The organism is Pedobacter sp. N36a (assembly GCF_014472395.1).
In the GTDB taxonomy this organism is placed as follows: Bacteria; Bacteroidota; Bacteroidia; order Sphingobacteriales; family Sphingobacteriaceae; genus Pedobacter.
The window spans coordinates 194,906-208,526 of record NZ_JACSZW010000007.1 but is presented as its reverse complement, the minus strand read 5'-3'; the positions used below and the strand labels follow the sequence as shown (position 1 = coordinate 208,526).

Genomic DNA, 13,621 nt, shown 5'->3' with positions numbered 1-13,621 from the left:
AAAATCAATATTTTTGGGACTTAATACTTATTAATAATGTTAAGAACAACTACTTGCGGAGCTCTAACTATTGAGAATTTAGGTGAAAATGTAATCTTATGTGGCTGGGTTCAAAAATCCAGGGATTTAGGAGGGATGACTTTTATTGACATCCGCGACAGATACGGCATTACCCAACTTGTTTTCAATATGGACGACAACCGGGAATTATGCGAGGCAGCACGTAGCCTGGGCAGGGAATTTGTAATTAAAGCCAGCGGTCTAGTGGTAGAGCGCTCCAACAAAAACCTGAAAATGCCTACAGGTGAAGTCGAAATTAAAATCACTGCATTAGAAATACTGAACGCAGCAAAATTACCTCCATTCATGATCGATGATGAAACTGATGGCGGTGATGATTTGCGTATGAAATATCGTTACCTGGATTTACGTAGAAATCCGATCCGTAACAACATGGTATTGCGTCATAAAATGGCACAAGCTGTACGTCGTTATTTAGACAATCTGGACTTTATCGAGGTAGAAACACCGGTATTGATCAAATCGACACCAGAAGGAGCAAGAGATTTTGTGGTACCAAGCAGAATGAACGAAGGACAGTTTTATGCCCTTCCACAGTCGCCGCAAACCTTCAAGCAGTTGCTGATGGTGTCTGGTTTCGACCGTTATTTCCAGATCGTTAAATGTTTCAGAGATGAAGATTTACGTGCAGACAGACAGCCGGAATTTACACAGATCGACTGTGAAATGTCCTTCATTGAACAAGAAGACATCTTAAACACTTTCGAAGGACTGATCCGTACATTATTCAAAGACCTGAAAGACTTCGATTTACCGGAAGTTCCAAGAATGCAATATTCAGATGCCATGAAATTCTATGGTTCTGATAAACCTGATACCCGTTTTGAAATGCAGTTCGTAGAATTAACGGAACTGGTAAAAGGAAAAGATTTCCCTGTTTTTGACAATGCAGAAATGATCATCGGAATCAATGCTGCTGGCTGCGCAAGCTATACCAGAAAGCAGATGGACGAATTGACAGAATTTGTAAAACGTCAGCAGATTGGAGCAACAGGCCTGATTTACATGCGTCATAACGAAGATGGTTCATTGAAATCTTCTGTAGATAAGTTTTATAATGAAGAAGAACTGAAAAAATGGTCGGCGGCAATGAATACCCAACCGGGTGATTTAGTCCTCATCATGTCAGGACTGACAGATAAAGTACGCAAGCAATTGAGCGAATTACGCCTTGAAATGGGTACGCGCCTTGGTTTACGTGATAAAAACAAATTTAGCGCCCTTTGGGTATTGGACTTCCCGCTATTAGAATGGGATGAAGAAACGGAACGTTATCATGCGATGCACCACCCATTCACTTCTCCAAAACCAGAAGATATTGCATTACTAGATACTGATCCAGGAAATGTAAGAGCAAACGCTTACGACATGGTGGTAAATGGTACTGAAATCGGCGGTGGTTCTATTCGTATCCATGATAGAGCCCTTCAGGCTTTAATGTTCAAACACTTAGGCTTCTCTCCGGAAGATGCACAGAAACAATTTGGCTTCCTGATGGACGCTTTCGAATTTGGTGCACCTCCACATGGTGGTATTGCTTTCGGATTTGACAGGCTGTGTTCTATTTTCGCAGGATTGGACAGCATCAGGGATGTGATCGCCTTCCCGAAAAACAACTCAGGAAGAGATGTGATGATTGATAGTCCATCGACTATTGATGAGAAACAAATGAAAGAATTGAAAATCCAAACAACGGTTTAATTACGGTATCGTTGGGTCATAAAAAAAAGGGAGCTTTAGGGCTTCCTTTTTTTATATCTGTAATCTTAGTAGGTTTCACTATCTGGCGGAATGCCGTAATCGACTTCCAGCGGTAGTTTTTCTTTTGTTTTCTTAGACTTGCTAAACCAACCCGTTACCGAATTGTATATCGCCGACAAATGCTCTGCATCCAGCGACTTTCCAAGCTTACCCGAGGCTAAGCCTACCAAAGCCTTTGTAACTAAACCTGAGCCTTTAAAAAAGGTGCTGTTCATTACTAAAGGAAGCGCCATAGAAAGCACTTTGCTGCTGATGTTAAATTTATCATCAATTTTCAGGAAAGCTGATGGTGTGGCATATTTCTTAATCAAGCCATTGATCGTAAACTGATGGAGGTATTTTTTAGAATCCCCAACCAGCGCCTCTCCCTTTGAAGTATATTCAGATTTCAACAGCCGCACCTGCAGATGTAGATCTTCGAGGTTATTGATGTTATACTTTCGGTTCATCTTCTTCCTCCTCCTTATCGGCTAGTTTATTAAAATAGCGTCTGATGGTAAAATTAATGATGGCCTTTTCAATATATTTTTCTTTCGTAAAATAAACGATCACAGCCAATAGCAGGTAGATCAATGCTACGCATCCAAAACCCCTGGTAAAACTGCCCAATACATCTGATAAAAACAGGGCTAAAGTAAAGGTACCAAACAAGAAAGCCAGCAAAAAGCAAATGGCTACCGCGGCGTTAGTCACCAAATCGGCGAACATTTTTGAGCCCCGCTCAATCAGGTATAAACGGATATACTCCAATCGTGTATTTACATACGCTTTGGCATCTCCAACCAGTCCTTCCAGATCTTTTTCTTTATTTTCCTGCATTATAATGTGCTTTTAGGATTACCTATGCGTGTTCTAAATCGTCTTCAAATTCTTCTTCTTCTTTACGAAGTTTCTCTTTCACAGTCCCTACCACTTTATCTTTTAAGCTCGCCAGTTGATTAATTTCATCTGCGGCTTTATCTCTGATCGTATCTCCAAGATCTTTCAAGGACTGGCTTAATTTATCTCTTGTTTCACTGCCTTTTTCTGGAGCAAATAGTAACCCTAGTGCAGCACCTGCAGCTAAACCGGCCAATAGCCCAATTAATACTTTTGAATTATCATTCATGACATTTACATTTTGTGTTGAATATTTATTTTGTTGATGCTGGAATATAGTAATTATAACGATTCCCCTTCAGAAATTGTTTTAATTCTTTCCAATCTTTCCGCCGCCATCGCACTGCTTTCGTATATTTTGATCAATAATACGAAGTAGGACAATAACAACGGACCGAAGACCAGGCCTAGTATTCCAAATAAGGGTACACCAATAACTACGCCAATTACGGTGATAATGGGGTGAATATTTCCAACTTTTTTGGCGATCATGAAGCGCAGCACATTATCGATATTGATAATCACCACGAATCCAAAGATGAGCATGGCCCAGCCAGCAAAGTTGTTCCCATTGGCTAGCTGCAATAACGCGGCAGGCACAAAAACTACTGGTGGGCCCAGTACGGGTACAAAGGAGATGAACATCGTCACCACACCCCAGAATAATGGATCAGAATAACCAAGGACATAAAAAGCCAGACTCACCAATGAGCCCTGTACAATCGTAATTAAACCTTGTCCCAATACATTGGAATAGGTGGTATTCCTCATTTCTTCCGCAAAACGATAGGCATTCTGCTCCCGGAAAGGTGCGTATTTGATCAATGAAGCTTCAAACGTTTCGCGCTCCACCAGCATGAAATACAAGAGGAAATACATGATGATCAGCCCCAGGATGATGTTAAAAGCACCGGAAATTAAAGAGGGGAAGAGCTCTGTAGCCCAGGTTCCAGCTTTTTTCATACCCTCTTCTACCAGATTCTGGAAATCGCTATTGAGCGGAATCAAGTGCTTTAGCTTGAAGAGCATGTTTTTAAAATAAATATGATCGCTTTGCAGTTCTGCAATTTTCTCGATCACCATCGTGCTTAAGGCATAAAACGGAAGAATCAGCACGAGCACGGAAGCAAACAATAGCAGAAGAGCAGAAAGACGTCTATTCCATTTCTTCTCTTCTACCAGGTAGATATAAGCGGGTCTTAATATCGTAAACAACACCAGGGTACTTAAAATTGATCCAAAGATTCCCTGTATAGAATAAGCAATTAAACAACCCAAGGCAATGATAATCACCAGATTGATGTTATTCCGTTGTTTATGGGTGAATAAAGACATTCGCGTTTAACCTTCCAAATTGATAGCTCTCATTTTATTATACAGTGTTTTCCTATCGATATTCAGGATTTTAGCTGCTTTAGTTTTGTTAAAATTCACTTCTCTCAATACTTTCAAAATCGCCTCATATTCTGCTTCTAAAGCCGCATTTTTAAGGTCACGAGGTTTTTCTGTACGTGCAATAGAGGTCTCCATGGCGGAAGCTTTGGCATAAGTAGAGATTTCCAATGGCAGTGCTTTCAATTGAATTTCCTGCGTTTCCGTCAGCAAGGATGCCCTTCTGACCACATTTTTCAGCTCTCTTACGTTTCCTGGCCAGTTATAAGTCATAAAGCACTCTTCCACTTCTGGAGAGAAGCCGTGAATCTTGCGGTTTAACTCCTCATTTGCTCCTTTTAAGAACGTATGTGCGAACACCATAATGTCATTCCCACGCTGTCTTAATGGCGGCAAGCTCAAAGAAAATTCATTAAACCTATGGTATAAATCTTCCCTGAATTTCCCTTTTTGAATTGCATCTGCCAGATTTTCATTCGTGGCCACGATGATCCTTACATCCAGTTCAATTTCTTTGGTACTGCCGATTCTTTTGATCTTTCGTTCCTGCACTGTCCTCAATAAGGCCGCCTGAATCTCATAAGAAAGGTTTCCAACTTCATCCAAAAACAAAGTACCTCCATTTGCCATTTCAAAGTGCCCTATTTTAGTATATAATGCGCCAGTAAAAGATCCTTTTTCATGACCGAAAAATTCACTTCCTGCCAGCTCTTTGGTCAGTGAACCGCAGTCCATGGCCACAAAAGGTAAATCTTTACGTGGGCTGTTCAAGTGAATGGCCATGGCCACCGACTCTTTTCCAGTCCCACTTTCACCAGTCAGGATGACACTGTAAGTGGTGGGTGCAACCAGGTGAATCTGTCTTTGCAGTTCCTTGGAAGCGCCGCTTGCGCCGATCACAAAATTCTCCGCATGACTATAGGTCTGCTTTTGTCCCTTTTGCTTTGGCATTTCTGCTGGAATTTCCAGCCTATTGTCATTCAAAGCAGTTTGGGTATCAATAGCCTTATTGATGGTATTTAAGATTTCATCTGGATACAGAGGCTTGGTGATATAATCGTAGGCGCCCAGCTTAATGAGTTCTACAGCTAGTTTAATATCTGAATATCCTGTAATAATGATTACTCCAGTGCCGGGATAGCTTTCTTTGATCTTGATCAGCATTTCTTTCCCGTCCGTATCTTCCAGACGGTAGTCACACAAAACCAAATCATAGCTTTCCTTTGCCAGATATTCCATCGCTGAAACACCACTTGTAGCTGTTGAGACGCTAAACGAATTTCTGGTTAAAAACTTAGAAAGTAATAAACCAATGTTTATTTCGTCGTCAACAATCAATATTTTTCTCATAGGGAAATTAAATAGTTTACTGTATTATAACCAGATAAATATAAATACTTTTTTCGTATGGGAAAAATTTTCTACACTTTTTAATCCTCCGACCTATAAAAAGGTCAGTTTTTATCCATTAAAAAAGCCCATTGAAGTCGTGTCAAATGGGCCTTAAATATGTACAAAACGCGATTATTTCCCTAAAAACGCTGCTTTTCTTTTTTCTAAAAATGCAGAAGTACCTTCTTTAAAGTCTTCTGTATCAAAACACTTACCAAACTCTTTGATCTCCGCTTCGAAGCCATTTTCATCCTGTCGGAAGGCGGCATTTACAGCGCGAATGGCACTCCCAATTGCGAGTGGTGCTCGCTGCTTAATTTTTGATAGAATTTCTTCCGCTTTTGTGAGCAATTCTTCTGCAGGAACGACATGATTGACAAGGCCAATTTTCTCGGCTTCCGCAGCACTGATCATGTCTGCAGTGGTGATCAATTCTATTGCTTTTCCTTTTCCCACCAATTGCGTTAGTCGCTGAGTACCACCATAACCTGGAATCAAACCTAAAGTCACTTCCGGCAATCCCAATTTTGCATTTTCCGAGGCAATTCGAATGTGGCAGGCCATAGCCAGTTCCAATCCACCGCCTAATGCAAATCCGTTAATTGCGGCAATCACCGGTTTCGGACAATTTTCAATCGCATCAAATACCTGGTGCTGTCCATTTCTAGCCAGCGCTTCTCCTTCTTCACCTGAATAAGCGGCAAATTCTGAAATATCAGCTCCGGCAACAAAAGCTTTTGGTCCGGCACCAGTAAGCAGCACTGCACGCACTTTAGCGTTCTGCGCAGCATCAGCAATCACAGCAGCCAATTCGGACAAAGTATCCTTATTGAGCGCATTCAACTTTTGTTCCCTGTTAATCGTCACATATAATACCGATTCTCTGATTTCTGATAGAAGATTTTGATAAGCCATATAAGGTCTGTTTATGCGGTTAAGGAGGTTAGAAATTTCTATTTTCAGTTACCCAATCTTTGATGTAATTGGTGATCGTTTCCATGGTAGTTCCAGGAGCAAACAATTCCCCGACACCAATTGCTTTTAACTTGTCCATGTCGCTCTCAGGAATGATCCCACCGCCGGTCAGCAAAATATCGGTCACTCCCTTCTGTTTCATGATTTCTACTATTTTAGGGAACACGGTCATGTGAGCTCCAGATAAAATCGAGACCCCAATAGCGTCCACATCTTCCTGTAAAGCGGTGTTTACCACCATCTCTGGTGTTTGACGAAGGCCAGTATAAATCACTTCCATGCCAGCATCCCGCAAGGAAGTGGCAATTACCTTTGCCCCCCTATCGTGCCCATCCAATCCAACTTTAGCCACTAAAACCCGAACGGGTCTGTTTAATGTCTTGCTCATAAAATATACGAATAGTAGGTTGTAAATGTAAGTAAATTAGCGGTTTTATGTTAACTTTGAAGACTAAATTTACAGTTTTTATGAGTGAGGAAAGATCATTGAACTTTATTGAAGAGATCATTGAAAACGATTTGAAAAGTGGAAAATACGAGACCCTAGTTACTCGTTTTCCACCTGAACCCAATGGTTATTTACATATCGGACACGCAAAGGCGATTTGCCTGAACTTCGGTCTGACTAAAAAATATGGTGGCTATACAAACCTTAGGTTTGATGATACCAATCCAGTAACTGAGAAAACCGAATACGTAGATAGCCAGCAAGAAGACATTAAATGGCTTGGTTTTGAGTGGAAAAACGAACTGTATACTTCAGATTACTTTGATACACTATACGATTTCGCAGTTAAACTGATTGAAAAAGGCCTGGCTTATATCGACGACAGCACTGCTGAAGAAATCGCAGCCTTGAAAGGAACCCCTACAGAACCTGGTAAAGACAGCCCATACCGTTCCCGCAGCATTGCAGAGAACCTGGACTTGTTTAGCCGTATGAAAGCTGGTGAATTCCCTGACGGCGCACGCATCTTAAGAGCGAGGGCAGATATGTCTAGTCCGAATATGATCATGCGCGATCCGATTATTTACCGCATCAAACATGCAGAACATCACCGTACAGGGAATAAATGGTGTATCTATCCGATGTACGACTTTGCGCACGGGCAGAGTGACAGCATTGAGCAAATCACACATTCGATCTGTACTTTAGAGTATGTATCTCACCGTGAACTGTACGATTGGTTCATTGAGCACCTGGAAATTTTCCCTTCTAAACAATATGAATTTGCCCGTTTAAACCTTACATATACCGTGATGAGCAAGAGAAAATTGCTTCAATTGGTAAATGAAGGCGTAGTTACCGGATGGGACGATCCACGCATGCCTACCATCAGTGGCTTAAGAAGAAGAGGATATACGCCTGAAAGTATCCGTGAATTCTGTGAAAGAATCGGTATTGCTAAAAGAGAAAACCTGATCGAACTGAGCTTATTGGAATTCTGCGTACGTGAGCACCTGAATAAAATAGCGAACAGAGTGATGGCGGTTTTAGACCCGATTAAACTGATCATTACCAATTATCCTGAAGGACAAGAAGAAACCTTAAACGGCGAAAACAACCCTGAAGCAGAAGATAAAGGGGGAATCAGAGCCATTCCTTTCAGCAATGAGCTTTGGATTGAGCGCGAAGATTTCATGGAAGAACCAGCTAAAAAATGGTTCAGACTTGCGCCTGGTGCTACCGTAAGATTGAAACATGCGTACATCGTACAATGTGAAAACTTCGTTAAAGATTCAGAAGGCAATGTCACTGAGGTACATTGTACCTATATCCCGGAATCGAAAAGCGGCGAAGATACCAGCGGTATCAATGTAAAAGGAACGATTCACTGGGTAAGTACCCACCATGCTAAAAAAGCAGAAATCAGATCTTATGATCGTTTATTTACCGTAGAATCTCCAGACTCTGAAGAAGGTGATTTCAAAGATTACCTGAACCCAGATAGCGTTGAAGTGATTAAAGAAGCTTATATCGAGCCTTATTTAGCCAGTGCAGACCTGGATTCGAGATACCAGTTTATCCGTAAAGGTTATTACTGTGTAGATCAGGAATCTACTCCGGATCATTTGATCTTTAACCGTACGGTTGGATTGAAGGATGCCTGGGCGAAAGCAAAAAAATAAAATCAATCCTTAAAAAAGAGTAAAATATAAAAAGGCCAGATTAGCGGTATTAGCGCTAATCTGGCCTTTTTATATCTTAAAAATTCTTCTTTGCCTTCCTCACGAAGGAGGCTAAAAAGCAGCTTACAAGTACTTAGCGTATAGATTGTATAAAATCAGTTTATCTGCCGGCGTCAGTATCGGTGTGACGTCGGTTTGCACGAAATGGATTTTAAAGGCCACTATCGCCGAGCTGACATTGCTCACATTGTATCCAATTGCTCTCAATGCCAGTTCTGCATTAAAATCTACCGGTGGCATTTTTAACACATCATCATACCATAATCCGAATCCTTTCTTCGCTAAAACTTTCCAGGGGAAGTTTAAAGGGTCTACTTTACGTCTTGGCGCCACATCAGAATGGCCAATAAAGTTGGCTGTAGGAATGTTATATTTTTTCTTTAGTGCACCTAAAAGTGCCACCAGGCTTTTCATTTGTGCGTCTGCAAATGGCTCTTTACCATTATTGTCCAGCTCAATACCAATCGAAGAAGAATTCAGATCAGTATCATTGCCCCATTTCCCCACTCCTGCATGGTTAGAACGCAGGTATTCGTTCACCATCTGAACCACCTTACCCTCTCTACCAATCACATAATGTGCGCTTACTTCAGCTTTTTTATTCAGAAAAGTTTTCACCGTTTGGTTCAGGGAGTCCTGTGCAGTATGGTGCAAAATCACAAAGTTTGGGCGGCGCATTCCGAAATTTACAGAACCAATCCAGTCTTGCATCGTAGGATCCAGCGTCTCTTTGCTCTGCTTTACCGGGGGTGTTGATTTGATAATTTCGGCAAATCCAGTGGCCTGATCTTTATAAATTTTATTCGTCACTGCGTACTTATTTGTCGAACAGGAAGCCATAAAAAATAAGGCAGCCATCAGTAAGCCTGAGCTTTTAATTTGAAAGGTTTGTATCATAGTGGAGGGGATAGAAGTGGTAAAATTACTATTTTTTACTAATTTAGTTGCCATCTTATACTCAGATCAATGCAGGAAAACGACAAAAATGCCCGCATTTGATGTAACTTTGCTACCGATAAAAAACAAAGATCAATATGAAGAACTTAAGCAAATTAACGCTTATTATTGCCGGATGCGCGATCGCTACAGGGATTTCGTCTTGTAGTAATCCTCAGGGAAACACCAATACCCATGCCAAAGAAGTCACTTCCAGTGAAGACAGCTTGCAGCGTTACGTAAACGAGCGGATTGCCATTTATGAGAAAGTGAAACTGAGCACCAACCTGAACGATTTATCCGCCACCGACCGTAAGATCTTGCCTTTATTGATTCAGGCTGCACAGATTATGGATGATTTGTTCTGGAAACAGGCTTATCCTCAGCGCGACAGCTTATTAAGCACCATAAAAGATGAAAAAACCAAGGCTTTTGTATGGATCAATTATGGCCCATGGGATCGCTTAAACGGAGATAAACCATTTATTGCCGGCGTCGGCGCAAAACCTGATGGGGCTACGTTTTACCCTGCTGGGATGACGAAAGAGCAACTGGAAAAATCAGACCTTAAAGGTAAATTCAACCAATATTCAGTGATCCAGAAAGATAGTACTGGAAAATTAACTGAAATCCCATACCATGTATTGTTCGCTTCAGAGCTGCAAAATGCTTCTTCATTACTGAAACAAGCCGCTTTATTAACGGAAGATGCAGGATTCAAAAAATACCTGAACCTGCGTGCAGATGCCCTAACTTCAGATAATTTTACCGCAAGTGATTATGCCTGGTTAGACATGAAAACCAATAACCTGGACATCATCATTGGCCCAATTGAAAATTATGAAGATAAATTATTCAATGCCAGAGCTTCTTATGAAGCTTATGTCTTGGTAAAAGATAAAGTTTGGAGTAAACGATTGGCTAAATATGTAGCCATGCTGCCTCAATTACAGGAAGGCCTGCCAGTTGATGCAAAGTATAAAAAAGAAAAACCAGGAACAGACTCCGAACTGAACGCTTATGATGTCGTTTACTATGCTGGAGATTGTAATGCGGGATCAAAAACGATTGCCGTAAACCTGCCGAATGATGAAATCATTCAACAGAAAAAAGGCACGAGACGTTCTCAATTGAAAAATGCCATGAAAGCAAAGTTCGACAAGATTCTGGTACCAATTTCAAAAGAACTGATCGACAAAGACCAGCAGCAATACATCAATTTCGATGCTTTCTTTGCCAATGTGATGTTCCATGAGGTTGCACATGGCTTAGGAATCAAGAACACCGTAAATGGCAAAGGCTTCGTAAAAGAAGCTTTACAGGAACAATACTCCTGGTTAGAAGAAGGCAAAGCCGACGTACTTGGCCTTTATATGGTCACAGGGTTACTTAAAAAAGGCGAGCTGGAAGGTGATTTAAAGACTTTCTATACGACATATATGGCAGGTATCCTACGTTCAGTAAGGTTTGGCGCTGCTAGTGCACATGGTAAAGCCAATATGCAATGTTTCAACTTCTTCAAAGAGAATGGCGCTTTTATCAGAAATGAGAATGGTACCTATAAAGTAGATTACACGAAATTTGAAACGGCGATGAACAAGCTGAGTAAGCTGATCATTACCCTTCAGGGAAATGGCGATAAAGCTGCTGTAGCGAAGGTCCAAAAAGAGCATGCGGTGATTAGTCCTGAACTACAAAAAGACTTAGACAAACTGACGCAAAAAGGCATTCCTGTGGATGTGATTTTTGAGCAGGGTGTAGATGTGCTGGGCGTAAAGTAAAAGCCTCTGACTTTTCCCATAAAAAAAGGGCAGTAACCTTGATGGTTATTGCCCTTTTTTTATGGGAAAAACTAACCCTTTAAGTGTTTTTCAATGATGTCTTCCAGTTCTTGAATATCAAAAGGTTTAGATAGATAGCCATCCGCTCCAGCTTGTTCTGCCAGAGATTTCACGTCATTATTCGCGGTGAAGTAAATCACGGGAATATTTTTCAGGCGCTCATCGCCTTTCAATTCCCTTGTGGCATCAATGCCGCCCACATCTGGCAGCCAATTGTCCATAAAGATGATATCGGGCATATAGGCCATCACCTGATCAATGATCTGGTTAGAGGTCGCAGAGGTCTTAATCTCATAGCCTGCATCTTCCAGAATGATCGTACACAGTTCCAAAATATCCGCATTGTCATCAAACACAAAAACCTTTTTTGAATTCCCCATTTATTTATATTGTTATTTCTAGCTTAGTAAATTTATAAACGCTGCAATTTCTTCAATGCGCAAGATACGATCTATCTGCACATTTTTTCTTGCCTGTTCTGGCATATAGGCCACTTGAGCAGAGTCTGGATCCTGAATTACAGCTATTCCGCCCCATTGTTTTACGGTCGCCAAGCCATTTACACCATCGGCATTAGAGCCGGAAAGCAGCAGGCAAACGAGCTCCTCTTTCAAAGCTTCTGCTGCGGTTTGGAAGGTCACATCAATCGCCGGCCTGGAATAATTCACCTTTTCCGAGTAGTCCAGGGAGAAAGTGCAGTCCATTTCAATGAGTAAGTGATAATCTGAGGGGGCAATATAAATGGATCCAGGAACCATCATTTCTTTCTCATCAACTTCCTTAACTGGCATTGCTGTCCTGGAGGAAAGGAGGCCTGGCAACAAAGAATCTGCCCCGTGTTTTCGGTGTATCACAATAACAATCGGAAAGGAAAGGCTAGGATCTAGAGCTGGCAAGACCTTTAATAGTACTTCCAGGCTTCCTGCGGAACCGCCGATTATAAATGCCTTACACTTCTTCATTAGCGTTGTTTCCTCCAGATTTTGTTTGCCGGTAATCGTTTATATTGTTTGTGAATATCTGAAAATTCAATGGTTTCTTTTGTTCCTAATGCAAGATATCCCAGATCTTCCAGACTATCATCAAAGAGTTCAAGGACTTTATTTTGCAGGTCGCGGTCAAAATAGATCAGGACATTTCGACATAGGATCAACTGAAATTCATTGAATGAATGGTCTGAAACCAGGTTATGTGTAGAAAAGATGATTTTACTTTTCAGCTCATCATCAAATTTGGCCAGAGAATAATTGGCACTGTAGTAACTGGAAAAATCCTGTGTTCCGCCGGCGGCAATGTAATTCTCCGAGTATTGTTTCATTTGCGACAGGGCAAACATCCCCTGAGCGGCTTTTTCGAGCACTGTTGGGTTTAAATCCGTGGCATAAATCAATGATTTATGCAGTAAATTCAGTTCTTTTAAAAGAATGGAAATAGAGTAAGCTTCTTCTCCGGTGGAACATCCTGCCAGCCAGATCCGAATAAAGGGATAGGTACCCAATTGGGGCAATACCTGTTCTCTCAGTGTTTTAAAAAACTGTGGATCACGAAACATTTCCGTCACATTTACCGTGATCTGTTCTACAAAACGTTTAAAATAGAGGGGGTCATTGTTTACTTTATACCGAAATTCAGCAAAGCTGAGTGATTTATCCAGGGTATATAAGCGGTTGACTCTTCTTTTTAAAGAAGCCTTAGAATACCCGGTAAAATCGTACCCATATTGCTCCAGGAGGTCTGTAAGCAGGATTTCAACCTGATCGTCATTAACAGCAGAAATTTCCAAAATAGGTTAGATATAAAGCTTTAGCAGGTCTGTTAATTCGTCCACATTGATTGGTTTAGAAACATAGCCAATAGCACCTGCATTGAGGCATCGTTCTCTATCTCCCAACATGGCTTGTGCAGTTACGGCAATCACCGGGATCTCTTTTAGCTCCGGATGTCTACTCATTTGCGCCATGGCCTGATACCCATCCATTCCAGGCATCATCATGTCCATTAAAACCACTGCTATTCCTTTCTCTTTTTTCAGCAAATCCAATCCTTCTTCTCCACCTATTGCCGAAACACATTGAAAACCTTTTGACTTCAACACTGCCGAAAGCGCAAATATATTCCTGTTATCGTCGTCTACTATTAATATTTTATTATCTGCCATATATCAAAAACAATTG

At 41.1% G+C, this 13,621-nt stretch carries 15 protein-coding genes; 3 read left to right on the top strand and 12 right to left on the bottom strand.

Annotation, left to right across the window (positions count from 1 at the left end; translation table 11 throughout):
- The first annotated feature begins 36 nt into the window (after positions 1-36).
- Complete coding sequence (gene aspS / locus H9X96_RS15525) at positions 37-1,782, top strand: aspartate--tRNA ligase (RefSeq protein WP_187667172.1); 1,746 nt, start codon at positions 37-39, stop codon at positions 1,780-1,782.
- A gap of 65 nt (positions 1,783-1,847) precedes the next feature.
- Here aspS and H9X96_RS15520 read toward each other — a convergent pair whose 3' ends face one another.
- The 7 genes from H9X96_RS15520 to H9X96_RS15490 form a co-directional block, all read right to left on the bottom strand.
- Complete coding sequence (locus tag H9X96_RS15520) at positions 1,848-2,291, bottom strand: hypothetical protein (RefSeq protein WP_187667171.1); 444 nt, start codon at positions 2,289-2,291, stop codon at positions 1,848-1,850.
- Positions 2,275-2,661, bottom strand: a complete 387-nt coding sequence (locus tag H9X96_RS15515) for a phage holin family protein (RefSeq protein ID WP_187667170.1) — start codon at positions 2,659-2,661, stop codon at positions 2,275-2,277. The genes H9X96_RS15520 and H9X96_RS15515 overlap by 17 nt, the downstream gene beginning before the upstream one ends.
- A gap of 22 nt (positions 2,662-2,683) precedes the next feature.
- Positions 2,684-2,950: a YtxH domain-containing protein gene (locus tag H9X96_RS15510; RefSeq protein WP_187667169.1), complete on the bottom strand. Its 267-nt coding sequence runs from the start codon at positions 2,948-2,950 to the stop codon at positions 2,684-2,686.
- 53 nt (positions 2,951-3,003) lie between these two features.
- Positions 3,004-4,056, bottom strand: coding sequence for an AI-2E family transporter (locus H9X96_RS15505; protein ID WP_187667168.1), 1,053 nt, complete (start codon positions 4,054-4,056; stop codon positions 3,004-3,006).
- A gap of 6 nt (positions 4,057-4,062) precedes the next feature.
- Positions 4,063-5,463 carry a sigma-54 dependent transcriptional regulator gene (locus tag H9X96_RS15500; RefSeq protein ID WP_187667167.1) on the bottom strand — a complete coding sequence of 467 codons (1,401 nt, stop codon included), beginning with the start codon at positions 5,461-5,463 and terminating at the stop codon, positions 4,063-4,065.
- A 174-nt stretch (positions 5,464-5,637) separates the two neighbouring features.
- A complete protein-coding gene (locus tag H9X96_RS15495) occupies positions 5,638-6,420 on the bottom strand; it encodes an enoyl-CoA hydratase/isomerase family protein (RefSeq protein ID WP_187667166.1) in 783 nt (260 codons plus the stop codon).
- Positions 6,421-6,448: 28 nt separating this feature from the next.
- A complete protein-coding gene (locus tag H9X96_RS15490; protein WP_187667165.1) occupies positions 6,449-6,868 on the bottom strand; it encodes a cobalamin B12-binding domain-containing protein in 420 nt (139 codons plus the stop codon).
- Positions 6,869-6,948: 80 nt separating this feature from the next.
- On the opposite strand from H9X96_RS15490, the gene H9X96_RS15485 reads away from it, so the two are divergent.
- On the top strand, positions 6,949-8,610 hold the full coding sequence (locus tag H9X96_RS15485) for a glutamine--tRNA ligase/YqeY domain fusion protein (protein ID WP_187667164.1): 1,662 nt from the start codon (positions 6,949-6,951) through the stop codon (positions 8,608-8,610).
- Between the two features lie 123 nt (positions 8,611-8,733).
- Here the strand turns inward: H9X96_RS15485 and H9X96_RS15480 are convergent, their stop codons facing one another.
- Positions 8,734-9,567 (bottom strand): N-acetylmuramoyl-L-alanine amidase, encoded by an 834-nt coding sequence (locus H9X96_RS15480; protein ID WP_187667276.1) that lies wholly within the window; start codon positions 9,565-9,567, stop codon positions 8,734-8,736.
- Between the two features lie 137 nt (positions 9,568-9,704).
- On the opposite strand from H9X96_RS15480, the gene H9X96_RS15475 reads away from it, so the two are divergent.
- Positions 9,705-11,387 (top strand): Zn-dependent hydrolase, encoded by a 1,683-nt coding sequence (locus H9X96_RS15475; RefSeq protein WP_187667163.1) that lies wholly within the window; start codon positions 9,705-9,707, stop codon positions 11,385-11,387.
- 71 nt (positions 11,388-11,458) lie between these two features.
- Here the strand turns inward: H9X96_RS15475 and H9X96_RS15470 are convergent, their stop codons facing one another.
- From H9X96_RS15470 to H9X96_RS15455, 4 genes are read right to left on the bottom strand one after another with little or no spacing between them, the layout of a single operon-like run.
- Entirely contained in the window at positions 11,459-11,827 is a 369-nt protein-coding gene (locus H9X96_RS15470; protein ID WP_187667162.1) for a response regulator, read from the bottom strand.
- 18 nt (positions 11,828-11,845) lie between these two features.
- Complete coding sequence (locus H9X96_RS15465; RefSeq protein ID WP_187667161.1) at positions 11,846-12,409, bottom strand: chemotaxis protein CheB; 564 nt, start codon at positions 12,407-12,409, stop codon at positions 11,846-11,848.
- Positions 12,409-13,230: a protein-glutamate O-methyltransferase CheR gene (locus H9X96_RS15460; RefSeq protein WP_222943915.1), complete on the bottom strand. Its 822-nt coding sequence runs from the start codon at positions 13,228-13,230 to the stop codon at positions 12,409-12,411. The genes H9X96_RS15465 and H9X96_RS15460 overlap by 1 nt, the downstream gene beginning before the upstream one ends.
- Positions 13,231-13,236: 6 nt before the next feature.
- Positions 13,237-13,605, bottom strand: a complete 369-nt coding sequence (locus tag H9X96_RS15455) for a two-component system response regulator (protein ID WP_187667160.1) — start codon at positions 13,603-13,605, stop codon at positions 13,237-13,239.
- Positions 13,606-13,621: the final 16 nt, after the last annotated feature.